This is a genomic window from Paraburkholderia sp. D15 (genome assembly GCF_029910215.1).
Taxonomy (GTDB): Bacteria; Pseudomonadota; Gammaproteobacteria; order Burkholderiales; family Burkholderiaceae; genus Paraburkholderia.
In genome coordinates this window covers 156,968-181,095 of record NZ_CP110397.1, presented here as the reverse complement: position 1 = coordinate 181,095, position 24,128 = coordinate 156,968, and the positions used below count along the sequence as shown (strand labels likewise).

Sequence of the window (24,128 nt, the reverse complement as noted above, 5' to 3'; positions counted from 1 at the left end):
CTAATCTGCTTCTGGCGCGCCGCTGACGGCGCACCGCATGTTGTTTTCTACTGTTCTCTGTTGTTTTGCACGTAAAGCCCCAGGCAAGCCGGTCCTTTTGCGGCTTTATGCGCATCTGACATTTTATTAGCGAACGCCTGCGATATGAAGAGTGTTTCCGTAAGACCGCCACGACGGGCGTAAGCGAGTGTAAGCGGCCTGAGCCGCTCATGGTACGCCCCAACGCCTGATCCGGCCCGGTACAGGGATTGCTAAGCCACTCACAAACGCCCCACGAGCCAATGCGCCCAAGCATGAAAACCGGCCAAGCACCCCGAACCGATCTGCAGAGCGTTGCAGGCAGGCCGCCGCGCGGCGCGATTGCGCTCAGGGCCGCAGCCGCTTTCGCAGTCGCTCCGGCAGCTGCTCTATCCGGCGGCCTTGCGTTCGAAGCACAGGCCGCTCCGGCTCATGATGCGCTGCGCCCAGCAGGCGTGCAGGCCGCACACATCTTCTCACTCTGGACCGTTACGCTGACCGTTTGCTCGCTCGTGTTCGCGGCGGTGCTGATTGCGCTGCTCTTCGCCGTGGCGCGGGCGCCGCGTGTCAGCCGCGATGCGAGCCCGGATCTGGGCTCGCTCGAGCGCCCGGAGAGACGCGTGGGCCGCGTGGTGAGCGGGGCGTCGATTGCGTCCGTAGTGTTGCTGTTCGGGCTGCTGCTCGCCGATATCATGACCGATCGCGCGCTCTCCCGACTGCCCGTCGCCGACGCGGTTCATCTGGAGGTGACCGGGCATCAATGGTGGTGGGAAGCGCGCTACACGGACGACACGCCCGGCAGCGGATTCGCCGTCGCGAACGAACTGCACGTGCCAGTCGGGCGGCCCGTCGTCATTTCGCTCAAAGCCGACGATGTGATTCATACGTTCTGGGTGCCGAATCTGCACGGCAAGAAGGACATGATTCCGGGCCGCGAATCCACGATCGAATTCCGTGCCGACCGCGCCGGCACGTATCGCGGGCAATGTGCCGAATTCTGCGGTCTCGAACACGCGCTAATGGCATTCACGGTGGTTGCCGAGCCGCCCGCCCAGTACGACGCGTGGGTCGCGCGCCAGCGGACGCCTGCGCCGCAGCCGATCGACGCGCTACAGGCGCAAGGCGAGCGGCTCTTCACGACCGGCAACTGCGCCGGCTGCCATACCGTGCGGGGCACCTCCGCAAACGGGGTGATCGGCCCGGACCTCACCCACGTGATGAGCCGTCCGATGCTGGCCGCCGAAACATTCGAAAACACGCCCGCCAACCTAGAGTCCTGGATCAAGGCGCCCGGCAGCATGAAGCCCGGCACCACGATGCCGGCAAGCCAGCTGTCGGCGCAGGATCTGAATGCCCTTATCGCATGGATCAGAACTCTCCAATGAGCGAACGTCAATCTTCGCCCGCGCGGCCGGCCGCACATCTGGTGGACGGCCCCGCTGCCGGCCAGCAGGTCGCCGAAGCGCTTGCGCGCACATGGAGCGATTCCCCGGGCTGGCTGGGCCGGCTCTCCGCTGTCAACCACAAGACCGTGGCGCGGCGCTTCGTGATCACCACGTTCGTTTTCTTCCTGTTGGGCGGCCTCCTCGCGCTAGCCATGCGACTGCAGCTCGCGCGGCCCGGCAATCGTCTCGTCGGTCCCGAGCTATACAACCAGCTTTTCACGATTCACGGCACGACGATGATGTTCCTGTTCGCCGTGCCGGTCATGCAGGCCGTCGCCACCTGGCTCGTGCCGCTGATGATCGGCGCGCGCAGCGTCGCCTTCCCGCGGATGAATGCCTACGCCTACTGGGTCTTCCTGTTTGGCGGCGTGACGCTCTACGTGGCGTTCGTGCTCGGCGCCGGTCCGGATGCAGGCTGGTTCAGTTACGTGCCGCTCGCCGGGCCTGATTACTCGACGGGCAAGGGCGTCGACATATGGGCGCAGATGATCACCTTCACCGAACTCGCCTCGCTGCTCGAAGCGGTCGTGCTCATTACGACGATCTTCAAGATGCGCGCGCCCGGCATGTCGCTCAACCGCATGCCCTTGTTCGTGTGGGCCACGCTGATCACGCAATTCATGGTGCTGTTCGCGATGCCGGCGGTGATGCTCGGCAGCACCGCGCTGATTCTCGACCGTCTGGTCGGTACGCATTTTTACAACGCGGCGCGCGGCGGCGACGTATTGTTGTGGCAGCACCTATTCTGGTTCTTCGGGCATCCCGAGGTGTACTTGATCTTCATTCCTCCGCTCGGCTTTCTTTCTTCGATCATTCCAACCTTCGCGCGCCGCCCGATTTTCGGCTACCCGGTCATGGTGCTCGCGCTGATCATGACGGCCTTTCTCGCGTTCGGTCTCTGGGTGCATCACATGTTCGCAACGAGCATTCCGGCGCTCGGCAAGAGCTTTTTTACAGCTGCCAGCCTGATGATCGCCATCCCGTCAGGCGTACAGATCTTCTGCTGGATCGCGACGCTGTGGACCGGACGCCTCAATCTGAAGACGCCGCTATGGTTTGCCCTCGGCTTCTTCTTCATTCTCGTGCTGGGCGGCATGACCGGTGTGATGCTCGGATCGGTGGCGCTCGACTTGCAGGTACACGACACCTATTTCGTGGTCGCGCATTTGCATTACGTCTTGCTCGGCGGCGCGGTATTTCCGCTATTCGGCGCGTTCTACTACTGGTATCCAAAAGCAACTGGCCGGCTAATGAACGAGACGCTGGGGCGCCTGCAATTCTGGCTGTTCTTTATCGGCTTTAACGTCGCGTTCTTTCCGATGCACGTGCTCGGTCTGCACGGCATGCCGCGCCGCGTGTGGACCTATCCGCACGGCATGGGCTGGCACGGCATGAACCTGGCTGCCACGGTAGGCGCGCTAACGATAGGCGTCAGCGTGTTGCTGTTCATTACCAACGCGATGCACAGCTACCGGCATGGCGAAGTGGCAGGCGCCGATCCGTGGGGCGCGGGCACGCTCGAGTGGAGCACCACGAGTCCGCCGCCGCCGCACAACTTCGACGCGCTGCCCGTGGTTCACGGACGCGACCCGTTGTGGGAGCCGTCCGCGCAGCCTGCCTATGTCAGCGGCCTTGCTGCCGAAGCGCGTGAAGTGTTGTCTACTACTGCGCTCGACGCGTTGCCCGATTTGCGTCTGCTGTTTCCGGCGCCTTCCATCTGGCCGTTTATCAGTGCGGTGACGACCACCGTGCTGTTTATCGGCTCGATCTTTTCGCCGTGGGCTGTCGTGTGGGGCTCGGTGCCTGTCACGATCGCGTTGATCGGCTGGTTCTGGCCAAATCGCGGCCAGAACCAGCAAGCGGTCCAACTGGAGCAGCGGCCATGACGGAACTGCGCAAAGCGCCGGTAGACGCGATGCAAAACGATGCGAGCGCCACTCCCGTGCTGATGCTGGACGTGCGCCATCTGCCGAGCTTCGGCTTCGGGCATCGCAGCCTGATGTGGTGGAGCACCATCTGCCTGATGCTGATCGAGGGGACCGTTTTCGCCATCGCGGCAATGACGTACTTCTATCTGCGCGGGCTCACTGCAAAGTGGCCGCTCAACGCGGCGCCGCCCGACCTTCTGTGGGGCACCGCAAACACCGCGATTCTGCTCGTGAGCATGTGGCCAAACCAGCTTGCAAAGCGCGCTGCGGACCGCCAGCAGCGGGCCCGCGCGCGTCTGTGGCTCTGCGTATGCCTGGTTTTCTCTGTGGGCTTTCTGGTGGTGCGCGCCGTAGAGTTCGCCGCACTGAACGTGAGCTGGTACACGAACGCCTACGGCTCGGTCGTGTGGCTGCTTCTCGGCCTGCACACGACGCACCTCATTACGGACACACTGGACACCGCGGTGCTCGCCGTGCTGCTGTTCACCGGTCCGTTCGAAGGGAAACGTTTCGTCGACGTAAGCGAGAACGCGCTGTACTGGTACTTCGTCGTACTCAGCTGGTTGCCGATCTATGCGGTGATCTACCTCGCTCCCCGCTTGTGATGGAGGTTTGCCATGCGAACCTGGCTCGCGCTCCTCGGCGCGCCTTCCGCGGTACTGGCCGCGTTGAGCGCTGACTATGCGCTCGTTACGCCCTCCTGTGCGTGGCGAACGGTCCTGCCTCTGGGCAGTGTGACCGGCACTGCGCTGCTGTTTTCAATGATCGCGACGCTGCTGGCGTGGCGCCGCTGGCGCGAGGCCGGCATGATCGCCCCCGCGACTGCGACCGCGCTTCCCGCGCGCCCCGCAATGCTTGCGTGCGCGGCCACGTGGGTCGGCATGCTTTCGACGCTCGCACTCGTCGCAATGTGGATACCGCAATGGCTTATTTCCCCCTGCGTGCAATGAACAACTCAATGCGCCGCGCACTCGCGCTCGCCGCGTTGTGTATTCCGCCAGGCGTACACGCACATGTGTTGACTGCCGCGGAGAGAAGCGCGCCGCCCGTGCTGCGCTGGACTTTCGAACCATGGGTCGTCGCACTGCTGGTCGTGAGCCTCGGCCTCTATGCAGCCGGCTACCGGCGCCTGCGCGCGCGCAGCCGACGCGGGCGCGGCATTCGCACGCGTCAGCTATGCGCATTCGTAGCCGGATGGCTCGCGCTCGTCGCCGCGCTCAACTCGCCACTCGACGCATTGAGCGCGGCGCTCTTCTCCGCGCATATGGTTCAACATGAACTGATGATGATCGTGGCCGCTCCGCTGCTCGTGCTCGGCCGACCGCTCGCGGTATGGCTGTGGGCCTTTCCTCCGGCGGCACGGCACGCGATAGCCGCCGCCGTCCGCACGCCGATGCTGTACGGACTGTGGCGCGCGCTGTGTGCGCCGACCGTCGCATGGCTGCTGCACGCCGCTGCGTTGTGGGCCTGGCATATGCCGCGTTTTTTCGAAGCGGCGCTCGCGTCGCCCGCTATTCATACGCTTCAGCACGCGAGCTTCCTGCTAAGCGCGCTCCTGTTCTGGTGGGTCGTTTTCGGCGAAGGCGCGCGGCGCGATCAAAGCGGCTATGCGATGTTGTCGCTCTTCACGACGATGGTCCACACCGGCGCGCTGGGCGCATTGCTGACGCTTGCGCCGGGGCTCTGGTACCCGGCGTACATCGAGTCAACCTCGGCGCTCGGCTTCGATCCGTTGCAGGATCAACAACTCGGCGGCCTCGTGATGTGGGTGCCTGGCGGCCTGGCGTATCTGATCGCAGCGCTTCTGACTGGCGCGCGCTGGCTGATGCATCGCGCGCCAGTCACGCTCATACCCAACACGCTGGCCGCGCGTCGGGATACCACCTCATGATGCGGCGCTTCAAACTGATCGTGCTGGCCGGCACGGCGATGCTCGGCGTGTTCACGGCTCCGCGCGTCACAGCCGAGGCTGCCGGCGCATCGGACCCGGCGCTCGCGGCCCTCGTAGCGCGTGGAGAATATCTCGCCAAAGCGTCGGACTGCGCGGGTTGCCACACGGCCGTCGGCGGACAGGCTTATGGCGGCGGCTTGGGACTCACATCGCCATTCGGCACGATCATGAGCAGCAACATCACGCCGGACCGCCGATACGGCATTGGCGCCTACAGTTACGAAGATTTTGCACGCTCTGTGCGGGAGGGCGTGTCGCCGGATAACAAGCGGCTTTATCCGGCGATGCCGTATGCGTCCTTTTCAAAAATGTCCGACGACGACATGCGCGCGCTTTACGCGTATTTCATGCACGGAGTAAAACCGGCGCCCGAACCGGCTCCGCCCACCAAGCTGGCGTTCCCCTTCAATCAGCGCTGGGTGCTCTATTTCTGGCAACTCGCGTTCGCACCAACAGAACCCTATCGGCCGAAGGCCGGACGTGACGCGCAGTGGAATCGCGGGGCATTTCTCGTGCAAGGTCCGGGGCATTGCGGCGCATGTCACACACCTCGCGGGCCAGGCTTTCAGGAACGCGGCTACGACGAGTCGTCGCCCATGTATTTGACGGGTGGAGTCAATGACAACTGGTTCGGGCCGAATCTGACCGGCGATCCGGGCTCGGGACTCGGACGTATCGGCGAAAAAGATCTTGCCGCATTTCTGAAGACGGGACACGGTGCGGGTCTCGTCGCATTCGGTTCTATGGTCGAGCAAGTGGAAGACAGCACTCAATATCTGACCGACGAAGATGCGCTCGCCATGGCGCACTATCTCAAGTCACTGCCGGCGCAAAAGCCGTCCGGGAGCTATGAGCCGCATGCGCAGCCCGACTTGCCGACGCGCAACGGCAATCGGGTCGATGCGCCTCAATCGGTCGGCGCGCGGGTCTATATCTCGTTCTGCGCGCGCTGCCACGGTGTGCAAGGGGCGGGCGTGCCCAATGTATTTCCGCGGCTAGCAGGCAACCCGTCAGTGATCACCGAAGATACGACTTCGCTGATTCGCTTAATGGTGGAAGGCGGCAACAGTCCCGCGACTATCAGTGGACCGCCGCGTCAAGCAATGCCGGGCTTCGCTCAAACGCTCACCAATGCGCAAATGGCGAATGTGCTTTCATGGATCCGCACCTCATGGGGCAATGACGCGCGACCTGTAACGGCCAACGACATTCAGTCGTTGCGCGAGAAAATCCACAAGTAGCGCGGCTCGCAGCCCGCGCGATCCGATTGCATTACGCCCCGCGCGTGGTGGCTTTGCGCTGGTTGTCAGGCGCCTGTCCGTCGAGGCGCTTTTCGAAGCAGCACGAATCGTCTTTGCCCACATACGGTCCATACGGTTCGATGCGATGGAAACCGTGTCGCTCGTAGAACTTGATCGCGCGACGATTGTTCACGTGCATGCCGAGCCATAACGCCTGATAGCCTAGTTCTGCTGCTTCTTTCTCGAGTCGCGCGAGAATCGCACTGCCTGCACCCTCCGCGCCGGGCCGCGCATAGAGGCGCTTGATCTCGGCGATGTGCTCGCCTAACGGACGAAACGCGCCACAGCCAAGCGGCGTCGAAAAACCGGTCCTCGCAACGAGAAAGCGCGAGCGCTCAAGCGCGACGTCGTGAATCGAAAAGCGGCTCTGTCCGCCGTCGCCGGTAAACACGGCCAGCGTCGCGCTCAGTTCGTCGAGTAGCGTCTGCGCGTCGGTCGAGGACGGATCCTCGCGATTGATAACGATTGTTGGAAACATCATGTACGTCGCCTCCTTTGCCGTCGCATGCGAAGCAAAAAGAGCAAGCGCTGTACCGACGGTAAAGCAGCGCGCAAACGCTGAACATGGGGCGAAAAAAAAGAGGCTCTCCGTGTGGCGAGCCTAACCGAACAAACAACCATGGCGTCCCGGTGAAGGGACACGTTTATCGAGCAATCGCCGTGCCGCTCGATGAAGACGAATGCGCAACGGGTATTGCACTTGCTCGCTGACAACTGACTGGCTTATCGTGAACAAACAAGCCCGGATAAACGAGGACGCAAAATGAACATTCCCCGCAGCGTGGTCGGGTTTCTCTCGTCGCGCGGTCTTGTGATCGCCACCGCCGAATCGTGTACCGGCGGTCTCATTGCATCTCTGCTGGCAGACGTGCCGGACAGCGGCGCATGTCTCGACGTGGGCCTTGTCGTTTACTCGCCGACGGGTAAATGCGGTGTACTGAACGTGCGGTCGCAGACGATCGAAGAACATGGCCTGACGAGCGAGGCAGTCGCCCGGGAGATGGCCACAGGTGTACTCGCCCTCGAAGGGTGCTCGGCCAATATCGCAGTCTCGAATACGGGAATCGCGGGTCCGCCGCCGAAAGGCACGGATCTGCCGGCAGGCACACAATGCTTTGCGTGGCGTTACAAGCGCCGGGACGGTGAATTCATGTTTGCCGAAACGCGAGCGTTCGACGGAGATCGCACCACCATCCGGCGAAACGCAGCGCTTTACGCGCTTTCGCGAGTCGAGTATTACTTCAATCAGTTGCCGAACGTACGATACGCTCGACCCGGTTCGCCGCACTCCGCCTGAACGCGTCGCGAACGCCGCATCGGGCTGTGTTCAACACTGGTTGGAGCGGATAAGCTTCCGCTTCCGACCGGCTATTCATAGGCGCCGCACATCATGACGCAATCATTCTTCAATTTGTACAGTCACGAGTTTGCACGTGTCGCGGTTGCGGTGCCGGTGTGCCACGTGGCCGATCCGCAATTCAACGCGCAGCAGACGCTGCAACTGGCCCGCGAGGCCGCACAGAAGGGCGCACTGCTTGTAGTGTTTCCCGAACTCGGCATATCGGCCTATACGTGCGACGACCTCTTCCATCAGCGAGCACTGCTCGACGCGTGCGAATCGGCTATCGGCGAGATCGTTGCGGCCTCTACGAGTATTCCCGCGGTACTGGTCATCGGCGCGCCACTGAAGATCGAGCATAAGCTATTCAATTGCGCATTGGTGATTTCGAACGGCAAGCTGTGCGGTGTGGTGCCCAAAAGCTACCTGCCCAACTACGGCGAGTTTTACGAAGCCCGCCAGTTCAGTGCGGCGGAGAACGCGTCTAGCTCCGAAGTGACGTTATGCGGACAGCATGCGCCCTTCGGCGCGTCATTGCTGTTCGACGTCCCGCACGCGCCGCTCTTTCGCTTCCACGTAGAAATATGCGAGGACGTATGGGTTCCCGTGCCGCCGTCGTCGTTTGCGGCGCTCGCGGGTGCAACGGTGCTCGTCAATCTTTCGGCATCCAACATCGTGATCGGCAAGTCCGGTTATCGGCACCAACTGGTCGGGCAGCAATCCGCGCGATGCCTGTCCGCGTATCTATATTCGTCTGCGGGCCGCGGCGAATCTACAACCGACCTCGCATGGGACGGCCAGGCGCTGATCTACGAAAACGGCGAACTGCTCGCCGAATCGGAGCGTTTCGTCGACACGTCCCATGTGATTTACGGCGACATCGACCTCGAACGGCTGTCGCGCGAACGGATGAGGCAAACCACTTTCGGCCAGTCCACGCGCCGCCATGCAAACGAGGTCTGCAAATTCCAGGTGATCAGCGTGCCGGCTTCGCTTCCCGATGCGGAGCATTTGCCGCTCATGCGTTCAATCAACCGTTTCCCGTATGTGCCGTCAAATCCCGCGACACGCGATGAACGCTGCGCCGAGGTCTACAACATTCAGGTGCAGGGGCTGCTGCAAAGACTCGGCGCGGCCGGAATCTCGAAAGTGGTTATCGGTGTCTCGGGCGGCCTCGATTCCACGCAGGCGCTGCTCGTATGCGCAAAAGCCATGGACCGGTTGAAGCTGCCGCGCTCGAATATTCTCGGTTACACGATGCCGGGCTTTGCGACCAGCAGCCGCACACTCCAACAGGCGAAAGATCTGATGCAAGCCGTGGGCTGTTCGATGGAGGAAATCGACATACGCCCGAGCTGCATGCAAATGCTTCACGACTTGCACCATCCGTTTGCGTCGGGCGAAAAACAATACGATGTCACGTTCGAAAACGTTCAGGCGGGCGAGCGCACCAGCCACCTTTTCAGGCTCGCCAATTTCCATCAGGCAATTGTGATCGGCACAGGCGACCTGAGCGAACTGGCGCTCGGGTGGTGCACCTATGGCGTGGGCGATCACATGTCGCATTACAGCGTCAATGCGAGCGTGCCGAAGACGCTGATCACGCATCTGGTGCGCTGGGTCGCCGAGTCGGGCCAAGTCGGCGACGCGGGCTCGCATGTGCTGGAGCAGATCCTGGCGACCGAGATCAGCCCGGAACTGGTGCCCGGCAAGGTCGACAAAGTCATCGACCAGAAGACCGAAAGCATTATCGGTCCGTATGAGTTGCAGGACTTCAATCCCTATTACCTGTTGCGCTTCGGCTTTTCACCGTCGAAGGTCGCGTTCCTCGCGCATTGCGCATGGGCCGACCGCGAGCGCGGCGTCTGGCCTGCAGGTCCACATGTGGCGCGCAACGAATACACGCTTGGCGACATCAAGCACAATCTGGCGATCTTCGCCGAGCGCTTTTTTCACACCAGCCAGTTCAAGCGCTCCTGCATTCCGAATGCACCCAAGGTTGGATCGGGCGGCTCCTTGTCGCCGCGCGGCGACTGGCGTGCACCGAGCGACAGCGAGGCAACGGTCTGGCTGCGAGACATCGAAAGGATTCCCGCTTAGCGGGACGTTGCAGGTATGGCGAATGCGGTGTGTGGCGCATCCGCGAGCGCCCGCATGCCGGATTCGCGTGCTCATGTGCATGTCGACTTCGCGTGCAGACAATCCCCACAAACCGACGCGCGGCGCCGCGTCATTCTGGAGAACTGCCATGCCCGATAACAATTCGTCGATGTCTCCCACCATTACCGCGATGATCCGGCTCGATCATATGCATGTACTTGCCGCGTTTCATCGTTATCACACAGACACGCCGTGGTGGCGCAAGCGCGCAATCGTTAATTCCGTTTGTGCCGCACTCGAAATTCACGCACAACTGGAAGAAGAAATCTTTTATCCGGCATTGGCCGGTGTAATGAGCGAGGATAAAACGCTCGAAAAGAGCCAGCCCGAACACGACGAAATGCGCGCCACCATCGCAAAGCTACGTGCAAGCGGACCCGAGGATGCCGCATACGACGGTCTTTTTCAGCAACTGATGCGCGAGGTCATGCATCACGTGGCCGACGAAGAAACCGTACTGCTGCCTGCGGCCGAGCGGGCACTGAAAGGCGAGCTGCGTTCGCTCGGCTCGAAAATGACGCGCCGTAGAATGCAGCTTCTTGGTGAGCGTCCACGGGAAATTGCAGTGAATACCGCAGGTACATTCCCGATTGCGACTTTCCTGCTCGGATCTCTGCTCGTGATTGGCGCGACGCAATGCTTGCCGAAGTCGCGCAGATCGCGCTACGCCGATTGACCGCGCAGAAAGCGGCTCCGGAATCCGCCGCCGGGCAATCGTAGCCCGGCGGGTCTGTCATGCACCAGATGTAGCAACCGGCTTTTCGACAATCCGCACCGGAATGGACTTGGCGCCAGGCACTTTACTTTCTTCGGCGTAATGCCAGAGCGGCAGCAGCGGATTGCATTCCGGGTAGTAGCCGGCAATGCAGCCACGCGGAATGTCGTAAGCCTTGACGGTGAGTCCGCTTACGCGCCGGTCGAAGCCGTCGTCGGAAATGGTCTGCAAGCCGATCTTGTCGCCTTCGGTCAGACCGCTCGCCGCCATATCGTCTTCATTCATCAGCACAATCATGCGGTTACCCTTCACGCCGCGAAAGCGATCGTCCAGCGAGTAGATCGTCGTATCGGTGAGCCGCCCCGCTTCTTCCAGGTCATGGTCGTGCCATGACAGCAGTTCGGTCACGGTATGCAGCTGAAAGAACTCTGGCGTCATTCGCTTGGACGTCAGGTCCCAGGCAGTAGCCTTCGCGCCGCTCTCACAGAACTCGAATACGTGCGGGTCGGCCGGCTTGGCCCACGAACAGCTCACGCACATAAAGCCGTCCGGCTTGTTCTGCTTCGCGAGCACGGCACTGTCTTTCAGGCCGACATGCTCCTGCGCGAGGATTGTGGTGACTGCCTTCAGCGATCCCCATCCGCCCGATGCGTAGGGGTAATCTCGTGTCGTGTCCTTTTCTTTCATCACGGTCTCCGCGCGAACGTCAGTACAGAACGAGAGCAAAGTGTGTACCTGTTGGCGAAAAGAGCGCATGCTCCTGACAATAGGTTTACACGCCTTTCGCATGGTCTTGCACGGGTGCCCGCGCTATGCCGGCAGACACCGTCAGGCCACGCATTTGCATTTACATTGCTTATATTCAGAAGCATGCGCTGCGGCGCAAATTGCGAATCCGTCCATCAGGTCAGCCACGTCCTTATTCGAGGTACCGTAATGCCACCCTCGGTCGACGCACTGTTTCTTGCCCGAACGCAGTTCGGTTTCACCATCGCCTTTCACATTATTTTCCCGGCAATGTCCATCGGGCTCGCCAGCTACCTTGCAGTGCTCGAGGGCGCATGGCTTTTCACCGGCAAGCCGGTGTACCTGGCCGTATTCCGCTACTGGCTGACGATTTTCGCAGTGGTATTCGGCGTCGGCGTGGTGTCTGGCCTTGTCATGTCGTATGAGTTCGGCACCAATTGGGCGGGCTTTGCCTATCGGGCGGGACCTGTTGTCGGCCCGCTTATGGGTTACGAAGTACTAACCGCGTTCTTCCCTCGAATCGGGCTTTCTTGGTGTGATGCTGTTTGGCATGACCCGTGTCGGCCCCAAGCTGCATTTTCTTGCCACAGTGCTCGTCGCTATCGGCACTTTGCTAAGCGCCTTCTGGATTCTCGCTGCAAATTCATGGATGCAAACGCCGCAAGGATTCGAGATGGTCGACGGCCGCTTTGTGCCCACCGACTGGCTCAGCATCATCTTCAACCCTTCGTTCCCTTACCGGCTCGTGCATATGGTGCTCGCGGCCTATCTGAGCGTGGCGTTCATCGTCGGCGCGGTGGGTGCGTGGCACTTGCTGCGCGATCCCGGTAACGAGCCTGCGCGGCTCATGGCTTCCATGGCGCTATGGATGGCGTGCATCGTCGCGCCCATCCAGATTCTCGCCGGCGACGCGCACGGTGTGAACACGCTCAAGCATCAGCCCGCAAAGATCGCCGCACTCGAAGGCGACTGGGAGTCCAAACCGGGCCAACCGCTGATTTTGTTCGGCATGCCAAACATGAAGACCGAGACTACCGACTACGCCGTCGAGATCCCGCATCTGGGCGCGCTGATCCTCACACATACATGGAACGGCTCTATTAGAGGACTCAAGGAATTCGCGCGAGAAGACCGCCCCTTTTCGCCGCTTATTTTTTGGGCTTTTCGCGTCATGGTCGGCCTTGGCGTGCTGATGGCGCTGACCGGTTTCGCGAGTCTGGCACTTCGGGCGCGTCATTCGCTTTATCGCGCGCGCTGGCTGCACCGGCTGATGGTCGCAATGGGACCGTCCGGCCTCATTGCCCTGTTATGCGGCTGGACCGTGACCGAAGTGGGCCGTCAGCCTTACACCGTATATGGCCATTTGCGCACCGCCGACAGCGTGTCGCCCATCGCCGCGCCCGGCGTCGCGACATCGCTTGCGGCTTTCGGCGTCGTCTATCTGGTCGTCTTCGGCGCGGCGATGGTATTTGTACTGCGTCTCATGGCGAGGCCGCCATCGCTCGCGACAGAAGGGCCCGCCAAGGATAAGCCGCATCGCAGCGCGGGCATCACGCCCGGACCGGCGCAACGGCAGCCCGCATCGACCACCACTGGCAACACTTCTGCACGGGACGATCGCCATGACCGCCACGATTGATCTGCCGCTCGTCTGGGCGGCCATCCTAGCGTTTGCCGTGCTTGCCTACGTGCTGCTCGACGGATTCGATCTCGGCGTGGGCATCCTGTTCGCCGTCGAACGCAGCCGGGACGATCGCGACCTGATGGTGAACACCATCGCGCCCGTATGGGACGGCAATGAAACATGGCTCGTGCTCGGCGGCGGCGGACTTTTCGCCGTGTTTCCCCTCGCCTATTCGATCATCCTTCCAGCGCTCTATCCGCCGATCATCGCCATGCTGCTCGCACTCGTGTTTCGCGGCGTGGCCTTTGAATTCCGTTTTCGCGCAACGGGTTCTGGCCGCGCGTGGTGGGACGTCGCTTTCTTTTCGGGTTCCACCATGGCCGCTTTGTGCCAGGGACTCGTGCTGGGCGGACTGCTTCAGGGCATCCACGTGAAGGGAGTGTCGTATTCCGGCGGCTGGTGGGACTGGCTTACCGGCTTCACCGTGCTGTGCGGCCTCGCCGTGGTCGTCGGCTATACATTGCTTGGATCGTGCTGGCTGATCTGGCGCACCGAAGGACCGCTGCACGAGCGCTGCCGGCGTTATGCGCGCACCATGGCAGTGGCGGTGCTTGCGCTGATCGTCGTGGTTACGCTGTGGACGCCAATGTTGCAAGGCTCGCTCGCTGCACGCTGGTTCCGCTGGCCGGACATTGCATTCACCGCCGCCGTGCCGGTACTGCTGATTCTTCTCGCGGCCGGCTTCTGGCGCAGCCTTTCGGCGCGGCGCCAGGCGCTGCCTCTACTCTTCGCCTATGGCATTTTCATTCTTTGCTATGCAGGTCTTCTGATCAGTCTGTATCCGTATCTCGTGCCACCTGCCATTTCCTTCCGCGATGCCGCCGCGCCCCACGCAAGCCTCTTATTTCTGCTGGTGGGCGCAGCGATTACCGTTCCGATGATTCTCGGCTATACGGTGTATGCCTATTCGGTTTTCAAAGGCAAAATGCGTCCCGGTGAGGGATATCACTAACATGTGGCGACGATTCGCATGGTTTGTCGGCCTGTGGTTGCTGGGCGTTGCAACCGTCGCGCTTGTGGCAGGCATATTGAAAGCTGTATTACACGTCGCTACGCATTAAGCGATCTTCGAACGTTCTGCATGCGTCACGGCGGCTGGAATGTTTGCGCGCCGACGCGTAACGTTTTCAACCGGATGCACATTGGAGTGCATTCGCTTACTTGACGCAGAAACTCGCGCGCCTATCACAAGCGCGCGGCGGGCCTTAACCGCGACGCTCCTGCGGCGCCCGCTCGCGCGCGATCCTCAAACGCTCTTTCAGGGCAGCGTGTACGCGATCACGTAATCACCTTGCTTCGTGCCGAGCGAGCCGTGCCCGCCCGCGGTGACCAGCACATACTGCTTGCCGTTGCTGTCGGCGTAGGTCATTGGCGTTGCCTGCCCGCCTGCGGGCAAGCGGGCTTGCCACAGCCGGTCGCCAGTACGTACATCGTAAGCGCGCAGATAGTAATCAAGCGTACCGGAGAGGAATGCCACACCGCCAGCAGTCGTGATCATGCCACCCAGACTCGGCACGCCGAGCGGCATGGGAATGGGCAGCGGCGCGCTATCGCGGATCGTACCGTTCTTGTGTTCCCACACAATGTGCTTCGTGCGCAGATCGACGCCCGCGACATATCCCCACGGCGGCGCCTGGCATGGAATGCCGAGCGGCGAAAGGAACGCATTGAGCTCGAAACCGTAAGGCGTGCCGCGAGCGAGCTTGATGCCGCTTGTTTCACTGCCCTTCTTCTCTCCGTTATCGGACGGAATCTGCGAGCGCGGCACCAGCTTTGAAGTGAAAGCCATGTAACTCGGGTTCGCGATCAGTATCTGGCGAACCGGGTCCACCGCAATGCCGCCCCAATCGAACACTCCGAAATTGCCTGGAAATACGAGCGATCCCTGCTCGGACGGCGGCGTGAACATGCCGTCATATCGCAGCGATTTGAACTTGACGCGGCACCACAGCTGATCGAAAGGATTGGTGCCCCACATGTCGCGCTCGCGTACTTTCGGCGGTTTGAAGTTCAGTGCGGAGAACGGTTGAGTAGGCGAAGTGTGATCGCCGGTTCCTGCGCCCTGCGGTACGGGTTCTTCCGTGATCGGCACGATCGGCTTGCCGGTCTCGCGGTTCAGCACGTACAAACTGCCTTGTTTCGTCGATGCAATCAGCGCAGGTTGCACGCCACTGGGTGTCTGCAGGTCGATCAGCGAAGGTTGGCCGCCTACGTCCATGTCCCATAGATCGTGGTGAGTGAACTGGTAATTCCAGCGCATCTTGCCGGTTGCGAGATCCAGTGCAACGACGCCCGCCGCCACCTTCTCCGAGGCCGGCGTGCGCAGGCCGCCCCACTGGTCGGGTGTCTGATTGCCGAGCGGCAAATACACCATGCCGAGTTTTTCATCCACGCTGAAGACCGACCACATGTTCGGCGAATTGCGAACGTACGTCTGATTGCCTGTAATCGGCTGGGTCTCGTCTGGATTACCCGCATCCCAGTTCCACACGAGATGACCGTCGTGCACGTCGAACGCGCGGGTGACCCCCGAGGGCTCGTTGGTCGACTCGTTATCCGTGACGTGGCCGCTGATGATGACCAGATCGCGAGTTACCGCGGGCGGCGACGTCGAGTAATAACCGCCCGGCGTAAAGGGACCGATATTCGTGCGCAGGTCGATTTGACCGTTATTACCAAAATGCGTGCATGGCTGGCCCGTGTCGGCATTGAGCGCAATCAATCGTGCATCGGCGGTCGGCAGGAAAATGCGGCGCGGACATTCGGCGCTCACGGCAGCGGCGGCCGTCTGTTGGGTCGCAGCCGACGTATCGCTGGCGGCCGTGGCTGCGGATGCCGATTGCTCTGCTCCCGCCGCTGTGGAAGCACCGTTGGCCGCGTCAGTGGTCGCTGATGCGCCATCCGCCGCAGGCGCCGAAGCCGATGCTTGGGGATTCGAAGCGGCAGCGCTCGCATCAGTGCTTGCAGGCGCGCCTGCAGCCGCGCCTTCAGTAGGCGCTGATGCCGCCGCATTATCGGCCGCTGCTACCGCGGCGTTTGCCGGATACATCGCGTCGTCGTGATATGACACGCCGCGGCAAGTCATATGCTCCCAGTGCTTGAAGCCGACGGGACTCTGAATATGCGGATCATATCGCCAGAGTTCCTTGCCCGACGCCGGATCGAGCGCGATCACGATACTGTGCGGCGTGCAAAGGAAGAGCTTGTTGCCGACCTTGATCGGCGTGTTCTCATCGGTAGTTTCGGTGGGGTCGCCCGGGCCCGGCTTGTCGCCTGTTTCGAACTGCCAGGCCACTTTCAGTTGCCCCGCATTTTCCGGTGTGATTTGCGTAAGCGGCGAATAGCGCTGACCGAGCGGCGAGCCGCCGTAGTCGGTCCAGTCGGCCGCCTGCCGGTTCGCGTCACCGGCAATCGGTGTAGTGGGCGGAGCGGCAGTGGAAGCCAGGGTGCCCGCGCGATCATACGGATGATTGAACGCTGTGACGAGGCCGAGGAGTACGGTCAGGATCACGGCGGCAGTCAACGGCACGACGCCCTCGCGATGCGCGGCCGGTGGCCCGAACACCAGTTTGCGTGTGACGGGCGGCAGCAAAAGCCACAGAGCGAGTACAAGCCACACCCACAAACGCGGCAACAATTGCCAGAAGTCGAAGCGCGCTTCCACCACGGCCCAGATCGTCGAACCGAACAGAATCAGCGCGAATAACCATAGCGCCGAACGTCGGCGAATGCTGAGCAGCACGCCGGTCAGCGCAATCGCGATCCCAGTCACCACGTAATACCACGAACCACCCAGCGCGACGAGCGGGACTCCGCCCCCAGCTAGCGCCAGGCCAATGATGATAAAGACGACAGCGGGGACGGCAAGTGCGGGAGGAAACCGATGTGGCTTCGACATATTCACCACCTCTACGGACAATGATTCGAATTGGATTACACGAGAAAAACCGACCGTTTGGCCGAAAGCGCCGTTTGTGCAAGTAGCATTTACAGTTCCCGGTGGACTCATCGGCAAGGCATGCAACATGCAACGTGCGCCAAAGTCGCACTGATTACCCCGAAATGTCATGAAGCATCGAGCCACCATCCTTTGCCTGCGCGCTATTCACATCCTGCTGGTCGCAAGATCCAACGGACGATGGGCGCTGCCCGGCGGTCGATGCAAGATCGGTGAGCCCGCGTTCGACGCAGCCGCTCGCGAGCTTCTTGAAGAGACTCAAATGAGCGGCATCCCGCTCCAGTACATTTTCGAGTTCTGGGGCGCCCGCACTCGACACTATGTATTTGCCGCGCGTATTCCCGACAACGTCGAGCCGATACCGAGCAATGAAATCAGCCGATGCCGCTGGGTCAGCGTGAAAGACGTTCGTTCGGCATGGGTCAGCGTGTCGACTCGCGGCATCGTTCAGATACTTCTGGAAGAGAGCAGTCCCATGGGGCCCGCTCGGAGGTCGAGTCCATTGCGGGCGTTCTGAGCGCACCGGGAAGCGTGGCACGAGCGTTGCATGACGAAGGTTGTCGCTTACTTACCCACGGAGTTTCACAATGGCAGGAGATAACTCGTTCAAGCCCGGCGAAATCGTCAAGACCGCCGGCATCTATTCAGTCGTTCACGACGACGGCAAAGACACCTTCGAAGTAACGTGCGTAAAGGGAGAACATTTTCCGCCTACGCGCAGCGGCAAAGGCGCACACTTCGAGCTCAAATATGCGGCCACGCATGCGCATCGGCACGGTGAGCTGAAGGACAGTGAAGCAAGGCAAACCGTCTGACCGGCGACAATCGTCGAAACAGCGCGCCCGGCGAAGAGCACAAAACGATGCCTAAAACTTCCGCTTCGCCGTTCGCTCTTGCCGAGCGCGCAATCATCAGCCTGTACGACGGCGGCGTGCTATCGCCCGCTGTCCTCGAACGGCTATTGGCCGTTTTCGCACAAGAGAACACGGACTGGGACACGAGACCGTCTCAACGCACCGTCGACGGACGCTCGCTTCACGAAGTGGTCGTTCTCACCATGTTGCCAGGCGAATCGTTACGTTCGGCGAGCAAATCCTTCCTGTCGGTAATCGAGCACATAGCCGGCGTATCGCGAACTAAAAATCCTGCGAGCGCGGCGGAGGACGTAGACGAGCACGAAGAAGAATCCGCGGATCAGGACGACGACAGCGCAGAACTGGCGCAGCAATTGTCCGGGAGTGCTCGCGCTCCGCGGCGCGGCCGTGCCGCGAACGTGAAAGACAAAGCGAAAGACACCGCCAAAAACAAAGAGAGAAACTCCGACTCGCCCACGCGGCAGCCGAAGAGAACAGCAGCGTTCAATCCGCTGCTGAACGCTGCAGCACCGCGCAAGAGCAAAAACTAAACTGCGGCGCATGGGCACAGTGCTTGCGTTACCCCGTTCAAACCTGCCGCCAGGCGGCGTTTCAACACGGAGAGCGACATGCCCGAAAAACAACCGAACCCCAATACAGACGATGCACTCGAACTGCTGATCGCGGATCATCGCGCCGTCGAGCGACTATTCACTGCGTTCAAAGAAGCTAAAGAAGACGATCTGGAAGCGAAAGCCACGCTGGCGCAGCGCGCGTGCGAAGAGCTCACCATTCACACCATCATCGAAGAAGAACTGCTCTACCCCGCTGCGGCTCAAGCGCTGCCGTCAGGCGATGTGGTCGACGTGGAGGAAGCGTACGTCGAGCACTTTCTCGTGAAAACACTGATCAGCAAATTCGAAACGCTCAAGGCGGGCGATAAAGGCTTCGACGCGACGTTCAAAGTGATGAGCGAAATGGTGCAACATCACGTGGAGGAAGAAGAGAACGAACTGTTTCCGGAATTGCGAAAGGCCAATCTCAATGTGAAGGGACTGGGTCAGAAAATCGCGCAGCGCAAGATGGAACTGCAGGGCAAGCTCGACGCAGTCGGCAGCCGTGCGGTCGGCGACAAGACCTGACGCGCGAAGTTGTCGCGGGTCATGCGGCGCGCGTGGCTCGCAAAAAAACCGGCCCTTGAATGGGCCGGAGCACACGATCAAAACCGCTCTCTCAGTCCCGCGTCGCTTTTCAGCCGGCGGGACTTCCCCACTTACTTCTGCTGCTTCGCCTTTTCGTTGCCGGCTCGCTCCGCGAATTCGGTCAGCTTCAAATCCGTCGCCTTCTCTTCTTCCAGCGTTTCCTTCAGCAGATTGACGGCATCGGTGAAACCCAACTGCTTTCCGATCGCGCACAGGCTGCCGTATGCGGCGATTTCGTAGTGTTCCACCTTTTGCGCGGCAGCGACCAGGCCGGCATCGAGCACTGCGCCTTTCTCCATTTCGTCGATCAGCTCCTGCCCTTCCTCGATCAAGCCTTCCATCGCGACGCACTTCATTCTTTTCAACTTCACGCCACTCGTTTCTACAACCTTATCGATTCTTTCCACCTGTCCTTGCGTTTCCTCCAGGTGCATTTTGAGCGCCTCGCTCAATTGCGGATCGGACGCAGCACGCGAGAGTTTCGCCAATGCCTTGGTCAACTGCTTCTCGGCGCTATAGATATCCGACAGCATGTGAACGAACAGATCGTCGATGGCCTTTCGCTGTGTCATGTGCAACTCCCAAGGTAGTGGTTAGGAGCCCTGCAATCCGCAACGCGTGTGCCAGAACATCGGCAGGCGCGTTGTGACGATTTAATGGCTCAGGTATGCGGGATGCGCAAGGAAGCGTGCAGTCGAAAGTTTCCCAACCATACTTAGCGGAGAAACCAATGTTCGTCCACAACAAACGACTTCAATATACCGTGCGTGTCGCCGCCCCAAATCCGGGCCTCGCCAATCTGATGCTTGAGCAATTCGGCGGACCTCAAGGCGAGTTAGCGGCCGCGTGCCGGTACTTTACTCAGGCGGTCGCAGAAGACGACCCGGGCCGCAAGGATTTGCTGTTCGACATCGCTACTGAAGAACTGAGTCACCTTGAAGTAATCGGCTCCATCGTCGCTATGTTGAACAAGGGCGCGAAAGGCCAACTGGCCGAAGGGGTCGAGCAGGAAGCAGAGCTGTATCGCTCACTGACAGGCGGCGGCAACGACTCGCATACCACCGCGCTGCTGTATGGCGGCGGGCCTGCGCTCACGAACTCCGCGGGCGTACCGTGGACGGCTGCGTACATCGACACGATCGGCGAACCGACCGCCGACCTGCGCTCGAATATCGCTGCCGAAGCGCGCGCGAAGATCGTCTATGAGCGCCTGCTGAATGTCACGGACGACCCGGGCATCAAGGAAGCGCTTGGTTTCCTGATGACGCGCGAGATCGCTCACCAGAAGTCGTTCGAGAAAGCGCTGCACTCGATTCAGCCGAACTTCCCGCAAGGCAAGCTGCCGGGTGTTCCGGAATTTACAAACGTGTACTACAACATGTCGGCTGGCGAAGGCGACGCACGCGGTCCGTGGAACGAGGGCCCGGAGTGGGAATTCGTCGAGGCGCCGCAGCCGGCAGTGGATGGTGGCGACGGTCTGCCATCGGTCAACGTGACGCAAGCTGATGTCGAAGTGCTAGGCGCGCTGGCCGAGAGGACCGCATCTGATACGGAATCGGATCCGATGACGGGCGCCGATCTTGGCTCGGGTAAGCAGCCGGGCTAAGCGTTTATCCACGGCGGGCTGCCCCGCGATCAAGAAGAAAAAATGCCGCGAAGCGCATTGCGCTTCGCGGCATTCGAACATCAGTTCCACGCTAGTTGAAGATCAGAGTTGACCGCAGCGAGGATTACCTCGCGGTCGCGATGTGCGTATTCACCTTGACTGGCGGCGGGTGGTCGAAAGGTGGTTGCGGCACGAAACTGCTGATGACACCCGGCTCGAAGACGAGACAGCAGGTCGAGCCGCCGTACTGGAAAAAACCTATTTCATCGCCCTTGGCGACGCGCTGGCCAGGCAACGCCTCTATCATGCACGATGACACATCGGCCATGCCGACGAAAAGACAGCCGACCTGACCGATCGCAGGATCGTCGCTTTCGATAACGATCACGGCGCGCGCCGCCACCGCGGTAATGTAGCCCTGCGAATCGTTCAGACCGCCGGCGTCGCGGCCTTCCGAATCGGCGTCGGAATAATAGGTGCCGTCCAGCGCGTACGCTTTCTTGATGACGCCACTTATCGGCGCATGCCACCGGTGGTAATTGAATGCACTGAGAAAGGACTGATAGATCGAGCCGCCGACAAAGCGCTGTGCAATTTCGCGCTGGCTAGCAGAAAACATATCCAGTAGCGAATAAGGCTGTGCCTTGATCCAGAAAGTATCGGTCAGCTTGACGCCTGTCTGGATGTTATACGGAGCCGCCTCGCAGGCACTGACAATGATCTTGTCGTTATCCGGCTGATCGACTGGCCGTACGCCCTCGCGGAACCGGCGCGTGAAGAAGTCGTTCCATGACGAAAAGCCCCAATACGGCTTGTCGGTATCGCAGACGAACTGCGACATGCCGATCCGCTCATCGGCCTCGGGCGAAAACCATCCATTCGGCGCCGACGTATTCAGGTGTTCCCGCGAATGCGGCCCACTCAGGAACCCGCACCAGCAATTGAGCACGCGTTTAAGCCGCTGGTTCAATGCCGGGTCGCGGAACAATGCGTAGCCGGACGGCATGCACATCGGCCAGTCCAGCACCGCATTCAATGGGCAGTGAATCAGACTGGTCTCGCTGAACGGCGGCGCATAAGTCATTACGTAATCGATGATCACCATCAACTCGTCTATTGACGAATAGCCGAGCACATAACCCGCGTCGCGGGCCTGATCGATTGCACGCGTCATATCCATGCGAAGAACTGGGTCGCCGTTCAGAAGCGCGGCCAGATCTTCTACCGCCGACGTTCGCGGCGCATGCGCGCGAGCGCGGGCTTTTTCCGCGAGGTCGGTGCGATATCGCGCGAGATGCTCTTCGTTCGATGGCAGCCAGCCGCCGAGCCTGCGCCGCTCGGTGGCGGTTTTGTCGTTGTCTGTCATGCTGATCCTTTCGGCTCATCGGAAACAATACTCCCACCGGTTTGCAAAGGTCATTCCTGTTAGCTTTCAGATCATGTTTCAGAACCAGGCCCGCTATTTGCAAGCCAGCTGTTCCTGTCGTCTTTAAGCAAGTCCATCACAAAATGATGCAATCGCGCGCCCGTCTCCTCGTCGTTTCTCCACATCTCGACGACGCCGTTCTGAGTTGCGGGTTGTTGCTCGCAGCTAATCCATCGGCCATTGTTTGCACGGTGTTCACCGCGCCGCCGCCGGAGAACATGTCCACTGACTGGGACCGACAATCCGGTTTCACGGATGCGTTTGAGGCAATGCAGACGCGCAAGCAGGAGGACATTCGGGCGTTGCAAAAGCTGGGCGCACAACCGGTACATCTGTCCTTCTGCGATGCGCAATACCTGTTGACACCGAGCCCCGATGATCTGACCGGAACGCTTCGCCGCACGCTCAACGAGCACAGTCCAGAGAACGTGTTCTTCCCGCTGGGCATCTTCCATTCCGACCACACTTTAGTGTCGGACGCATGTCTCGCGCTGATCGACGTTATGCCTGACACCGCATTTCACGCCTACGAAGACGTGCCATATAGGCAGAGGCAAGAAGCGGTATCGGAGCGCATTGAAGAACTGACCAAACGCGGCTACGCGCTGTCCCCCACTACCGACGTGAGGGCACCGGTCAATGCATTCAGCGCGCATGAGCAGACCAAACGAGAAGCTATTGCCGCATACGCGAGCCAGTTGCGCGCGTTCGGCCCACAGGGGCAAAGCTCGCTTTATTCGACCGAAAAGTATTGGCGGCTGCAAAGAGCCTCAAGCTAATTGAAAGCGGACGGCACAGCGTTTGCTTGAACGGGGCATCGCCTCGTCAAGAATAACGAACCGCATGGAAAAAAAATCGCTTTCCCGGCGCATTTCGGTCGTCGTTCTGACGTACAACCGCGCCGACGAGCTTGTGGCCACCCTCGAGCGCCTACTCGCCCTTCCCGAAAACCCACCCATTTTTGTCGCGGACAACGGCTCCAGCGATAACACCGTCGCGCTCGTGAAGGCGCTGTTTCCCACTGTATGCATCGTCGAATGCGGGGCGAATCTCGGCGCGGCCGGACGTAATCGCGCCGCCGCGTACGTCGGTACAGACTACGTGGCCTTCTGCGACGACGACACGTGGTGGGAGCCAGGCTCCCTCGATCGTGCGGTGCAATTGCTCGATGCGTGGCCGAATGCGGGCGTACTGAGCGCGCGCGTGGTGGTCGGCGAGGACAACCTCACGGACCCGACCTGCTCGGTCATGCGTGCAAGTCCGCTTGGCAGCGAAGGGCTGCCGGGCCCCGCGTTGATCGGCTATATGGCAGGCGCATGCGTTTTTCGCACGTCGCTGTTTCGCCAACTGGGCGGCTACGACCCGCGCCTTTTTATCGGCGGCGAAGAAGAACTCGTCGCGCTGGACGTGCTGGCAGCCGGACACGCGATTGTCTATTGCGATCAATTGACCGTGCACCATCATCCGTCGCCGTCACGCGATAGCGGCATGCGGCGCCGCACACTTGCGCGTAATGCCGCGTGGATCGCGTGCCTGCGCCTGCCCTGGCCCGAAGCGAGCCGCGCGACCATGCATGCGCTTGCGACGTTCTCACGTGAAGGCACCCTCGCGCGCGACGCGGTTCCGCTGTTGCGCGGGCTCGCATGGGCATTGAGACACCGCAAGCCAGTGCCGGCTCAGGTGCTAAGCATGCTCGAACGAGTGCGCACGGGCGAGCGTCAAATGGCGGCGCCGGTGCCAGCCACTGCTCGCGCAAAACCAACGGTAAGCAAAGTCGACGCGCGTACCTGAGCC

The 24,128-nt window shown here is 60.9% G+C and carries 21 protein-coding genes and 2 pseudogenes; 18 read left to right on the top strand and 5 right to left on the bottom strand.

What is annotated here, in order from left to right:
• The first annotated feature begins 293 nt into the window (after positions 1-293).
• Genes coxB through LFL96_RS35375 form a run of 6 tightly spaced genes read left to right on the top strand, consistent with a single transcriptional unit; the run spans position 294 to position 6,583 of the window.
• Positions 294-1,403, top strand: a complete 1,110-nt coding sequence (gene coxB, locus LFL96_RS35400; RefSeq protein ID WP_281004300.1) for a cytochrome c oxidase subunit II — start codon at positions 294-296, stop codon at positions 1,401-1,403.
• On the top strand, positions 1,400-3,349 hold the full coding sequence (ctaD, locus tag LFL96_RS35395) for a cytochrome c oxidase subunit I (protein WP_281004299.1): 1,950 nt from the start codon (positions 1,400-1,402) through the stop codon (positions 3,347-3,349). The genes coxB and ctaD overlap by 4 nt, the downstream gene beginning before the upstream one ends.
• Positions 3,346-3,996 carry a cytochrome c oxidase subunit 3 gene (locus LFL96_RS35390; RefSeq protein ID WP_281004298.1) on the top strand — a complete coding sequence of 217 codons (651 nt, stop codon included), beginning with the start codon at positions 3,346-3,348 and terminating at the stop codon, positions 3,994-3,996. Before ctaD ends, LFL96_RS35390 begins: the two co-directional genes overlap by 4 nt.
• A 12-nt stretch (positions 3,997-4,008) precedes the next feature.
• Positions 4,009-4,341, top strand: coding sequence for a hypothetical protein (locus LFL96_RS35385; protein ID WP_281004297.1), 333 nt, complete (start codon positions 4,009-4,011; stop codon positions 4,339-4,341).
• A gap of 8 nt (positions 4,342-4,349) precedes the next feature.
• The gene (locus LFL96_RS35380) at positions 4,350-5,282 is read left to right on the top strand and encodes a cytochrome c oxidase assembly protein (protein ID WP_281004296.1); all 933 of its coding nucleotides are present in this window, start codon (positions 4,350-4,352) and stop codon (positions 5,280-5,282) included.
• Positions 5,279-6,583 (top strand): cytochrome c, encoded by a 1,305-nt coding sequence (locus LFL96_RS35375; RefSeq protein ID WP_281004295.1) that lies wholly within the window; start codon positions 5,279-5,281, stop codon positions 6,581-6,583. Before LFL96_RS35380 ends, LFL96_RS35375 begins: the two co-directional genes overlap by 4 nt.
• Before the next feature lie 31 nt (positions 6,584-6,614).
• Here the strand turns inward: LFL96_RS35375 and LFL96_RS35370 are convergent, their stop codons facing one another.
• The gene (locus tag LFL96_RS35370; RefSeq protein WP_281004294.1) at positions 6,615-7,124 is read right to left on the bottom strand and encodes a GNAT family N-acetyltransferase; all 510 of its coding nucleotides are present in this window, start codon (positions 7,122-7,124) and stop codon (positions 6,615-6,617) included.
• Between the two features lie 282 nt (positions 7,125-7,406).
• Here LFL96_RS35370 and LFL96_RS35365 point away from each other — a divergent pair, with 282 nt between their 5' ends.
• The 3 genes from LFL96_RS35365 to LFL96_RS35355 all read left to right on the top strand — a co-directional run bounded on the left by LFL96_RS35365 (position 7,407) and on the right by LFL96_RS35355 (position 10,818).
• Positions 7,407-7,940 carry a CinA family protein gene (locus LFL96_RS35365; RefSeq protein WP_281004293.1) on the top strand — a complete coding sequence of 178 codons (534 nt, stop codon included), beginning with the start codon at positions 7,407-7,409 and terminating at the stop codon, positions 7,938-7,940.
• A gap of 93 nt (positions 7,941-8,033) precedes the next feature.
• Positions 8,034-10,082, top strand: coding sequence for an NAD(+) synthase (locus LFL96_RS35360; RefSeq protein ID WP_281004292.1), 2,049 nt, complete (start codon positions 8,034-8,036; stop codon positions 10,080-10,082).
• 148 nt (positions 10,083-10,230) lie between these two features.
• Positions 10,231-10,818: a hemerythrin domain-containing protein gene (locus tag LFL96_RS35355; RefSeq protein ID WP_281004291.1), complete on the top strand. Its 588-nt coding sequence runs from the start codon at positions 10,231-10,233 to the stop codon at positions 10,816-10,818.
• Positions 10,819-11,208: 390 nt separating this feature from the next.
• On the opposite strand, the pseudogene LFL96_RS35350 reads toward LFL96_RS35355, so the two are convergent.
• Positions 11,209-11,544, bottom strand: a pseudogene (locus LFL96_RS35350) (formate dehydrogenase); the annotation flags it as partial.
• Positions 11,545-11,793: 249 nt separating this feature from the next.
• Here LFL96_RS35350 and LFL96_RS35345 point away from each other — a divergent pair.
• A pseudogene (locus tag LFL96_RS35345) lies at positions 11,794-13,243 on the top strand (cytochrome ubiquinol oxidase subunit I).
• On the top strand, positions 13,227-14,240 hold the full coding sequence (gene cydB, locus LFL96_RS35340; protein WP_281004290.1) for a cytochrome d ubiquinol oxidase subunit II: 1,014 nt from the start codon (positions 13,227-13,229) through the stop codon (positions 14,238-14,240). Before LFL96_RS35345 ends, cydB begins: the two are co-directional and overlap by 17 nt.
• A 306-nt stretch (positions 14,241-14,546) precedes the next feature.
• Here cydB and LFL96_RS35330 read toward each other — a convergent pair whose 3' ends face one another.
• Positions 14,547-17,186, bottom strand: a complete 2,640-nt coding sequence (locus LFL96_RS35330; RefSeq protein WP_281004357.1) for a glucose/quinate/shikimate family membrane-bound PQQ-dependent dehydrogenase — start codon at positions 17,184-17,186, stop codon at positions 14,547-14,549.
• Between the two features lie 169 nt (positions 17,187-17,355).
• On the opposite strand from LFL96_RS35330, the gene LFL96_RS35325 reads away from it, so the two are divergent.
• The 4 genes from LFL96_RS35325 (at position 17,356) to LFL96_RS35310 (ending at position 19,242) form a co-directional block, all read left to right on the top strand.
• Positions 17,356-17,763, top strand: coding sequence for an NUDIX domain-containing protein (locus LFL96_RS35325; RefSeq protein ID WP_281004288.1), 408 nt, complete (start codon positions 17,356-17,358; stop codon positions 17,761-17,763).
• A gap of 70 nt (positions 17,764-17,833) precedes the next feature.
• Positions 17,834-18,061: a hypothetical protein gene (locus tag LFL96_RS35320; RefSeq protein ID WP_281004287.1), complete on the top strand. Its 228-nt coding sequence runs from the start codon at positions 17,834-17,836 to the stop codon at positions 18,059-18,061.
• Between the two features lie 47 nt (positions 18,062-18,108).
• The gene (locus tag LFL96_RS35315; RefSeq protein WP_281004286.1) at positions 18,109-18,651 is read left to right on the top strand and encodes a hypothetical protein; all 543 of its coding nucleotides are present in this window, start codon (positions 18,109-18,111) and stop codon (positions 18,649-18,651) included.
• Positions 18,652-18,729: 78 nt separating this feature from the next.
• Positions 18,730-19,242, top strand: coding sequence for a hemerythrin domain-containing protein (locus LFL96_RS35310; protein ID WP_131316894.1), 513 nt, complete (start codon positions 18,730-18,732; stop codon positions 19,240-19,242).
• A gap of 131 nt (positions 19,243-19,373) precedes the next feature.
• Here LFL96_RS35310 and LFL96_RS35305 read toward each other — a convergent pair whose 3' ends face one another.
• The gene (locus LFL96_RS35305; RefSeq protein ID WP_281004285.1) at positions 19,374-19,874 is read right to left on the bottom strand and encodes a ferritin-like domain-containing protein; all 501 of its coding nucleotides are present in this window, start codon (positions 19,872-19,874) and stop codon (positions 19,374-19,376) included.
• Between the two features lie 158 nt (positions 19,875-20,032).
• Between LFL96_RS35305 and LFL96_RS35300 the strand changes: the two genes are divergently transcribed.
• Positions 20,033-20,908 (top strand): manganese catalase family protein, encoded by an 876-nt coding sequence (locus LFL96_RS35300; protein ID WP_020068334.1) that lies wholly within the window; start codon positions 20,033-20,035, stop codon positions 20,906-20,908.
• Positions 20,909-21,032: 124 nt separating this feature from the next.
• Here the strand turns inward: LFL96_RS35300 and LFL96_RS35295 are convergent, their stop codons facing one another.
• Entirely contained in the window at positions 21,033-22,274 is a 1,242-nt protein-coding gene (locus tag LFL96_RS35295) for a phosphatidylserine decarboxylase family protein (protein ID WP_281004284.1), read from the bottom strand.
• Positions 22,275-22,417: 143 nt separating this feature from the next.
• Here LFL96_RS35295 and LFL96_RS35290 point away from each other — a divergent pair, with 143 nt between their 5' ends.
• Together LFL96_RS35290 and LFL96_RS35285 are read left to right on the top strand one after the other, a co-directional pair.
• A complete protein-coding gene (locus LFL96_RS35290) occupies positions 22,418-23,113 on the top strand; it encodes a PIG-L family deacetylase (RefSeq protein ID WP_281004283.1) in 696 nt (231 codons plus the stop codon).
• Between the two features lie 64 nt (positions 23,114-23,177).
• Positions 23,178-24,125 carry a glycosyltransferase gene (locus LFL96_RS35285; RefSeq protein ID WP_281004282.1) on the top strand — a complete coding sequence of 316 codons (948 nt, stop codon included), beginning with the start codon at positions 23,178-23,180 and terminating at the stop codon, positions 24,123-24,125.
• Positions 24,126-24,128 lie beyond the last annotated feature (3 nt).

Excerpts from the sequence above, each read along its gene's own strand:
- LFL96_RS35370 (WP_281004294.1), bottom strand. The coding sequence starts at position 7,124 with ATGATGTTTCCAACAATCGTTATCAATCGCGAGGATCCGTCCTCGACC.
- LFL96_RS35390 (WP_281004298.1), top strand. The coding sequence starts at position 3,346 with ATGACGGAACTGCGCAAAGCGCCGGTAGACGCGATGCAAAACGATGCG.
- coxB (WP_281004300.1), top strand. The coding sequence starts at position 294 with ATGAAAACCGGCCAAGCACCCCGAACCGATCTGCAGAGCGTTGCAGGC.
- LFL96_RS35315 (WP_281004286.1), top strand. The coding sequence starts at position 18,109 with ATGCCTAAAACTTCCGCTTCGCCGTTCGCTCTTGCCGAGCGCGCAATC.
- LFL96_RS35330 (WP_281004357.1), bottom strand. The coding sequence starts at position 17,186 with ATGTCGAAGCCACATCGGTTTCCTCCCGCACTTGCCGTCCCCGCTGTC.
- LFL96_RS35305 (WP_281004285.1), bottom strand. The coding sequence starts at position 19,874 with ATGACACAGCGAAAGGCCATCGACGATCTGTTCGTTCACATGCTGTCG.
- LFL96_RS35375 (WP_281004295.1), top strand. The coding sequence starts at position 5,279 with ATGATGCGGCGCTTCAAACTGATCGTGCTGGCCGGCACGGCGATGCTC.
- LFL96_RS35290 (WP_281004283.1), top strand. The coding sequence starts at position 22,418 with ATGATGCAATCGCGCGCCCGTCTCCTCGTCGTTTCTCCACATCTCGAC.
- cydB (WP_281004290.1), top strand. The coding sequence starts at position 13,227 with ATGACCGCCACGATTGATCTGCCGCTCGTCTGGGCGGCCATCCTAGCG.
- LFL96_RS35300 (WP_020068334.1), top strand. The coding sequence starts at position 20,033 with ATGTTCGTCCACAACAAACGACTTCAATATACCGTGCGTGTCGCCGCC.
- LFL96_RS35385 (WP_281004297.1), top strand. The coding sequence starts at position 4,009 with ATGCGAACCTGGCTCGCGCTCCTCGGCGCGCCTTCCGCGGTACTGGCC.
- LFL96_RS35355 (WP_281004291.1), top strand. The coding sequence starts at position 10,231 with ATGCCCGATAACAATTCGTCGATGTCTCCCACCATTACCGCGATGATC.
- LFL96_RS35365 (WP_281004293.1), top strand. The coding sequence starts at position 7,407 with ATGAACATTCCCCGCAGCGTGGTCGGGTTTCTCTCGTCGCGCGGTCTT.
- LFL96_RS35380 (WP_281004296.1), top strand. The coding sequence starts at position 4,350 with ATGCGCCGCGCACTCGCGCTCGCCGCGTTGTGTATTCCGCCAGGCGTA.
- LFL96_RS35325 (WP_281004288.1), top strand. The coding sequence starts at position 17,356 with ATGAAGCATCGAGCCACCATCCTTTGCCTGCGCGCTATTCACATCCTG.
- LFL96_RS35320 (WP_281004287.1), top strand. The coding sequence starts at position 17,834 with ATGGCAGGAGATAACTCGTTCAAGCCCGGCGAAATCGTCAAGACCGCC.
- LFL96_RS35295 (WP_281004284.1), bottom strand. The coding sequence starts at position 22,274 with ATGACAGACAACGACAAAACCGCCACCGAGCGGCGCAGGCTCGGCGGC.
- LFL96_RS35285 (WP_281004282.1), top strand. The coding sequence starts at position 23,178 with ATGGAAAAAAAATCGCTTTCCCGGCGCATTTCGGTCGTCGTTCTGACG.
- ctaD (WP_281004299.1), top strand. The coding sequence starts at position 1,400 with ATGAGCGAACGTCAATCTTCGCCCGCGCGGCCGGCCGCACATCTGGTG.
- LFL96_RS35360 (WP_281004292.1), top strand. The coding sequence starts at position 8,034 with ATGACGCAATCATTCTTCAATTTGTACAGTCACGAGTTTGCACGTGTC.
- LFL96_RS35310 (WP_131316894.1), top strand. The coding sequence starts at position 18,730 with ATGCCCGAAAAACAACCGAACCCCAATACAGACGATGCACTCGAACTG.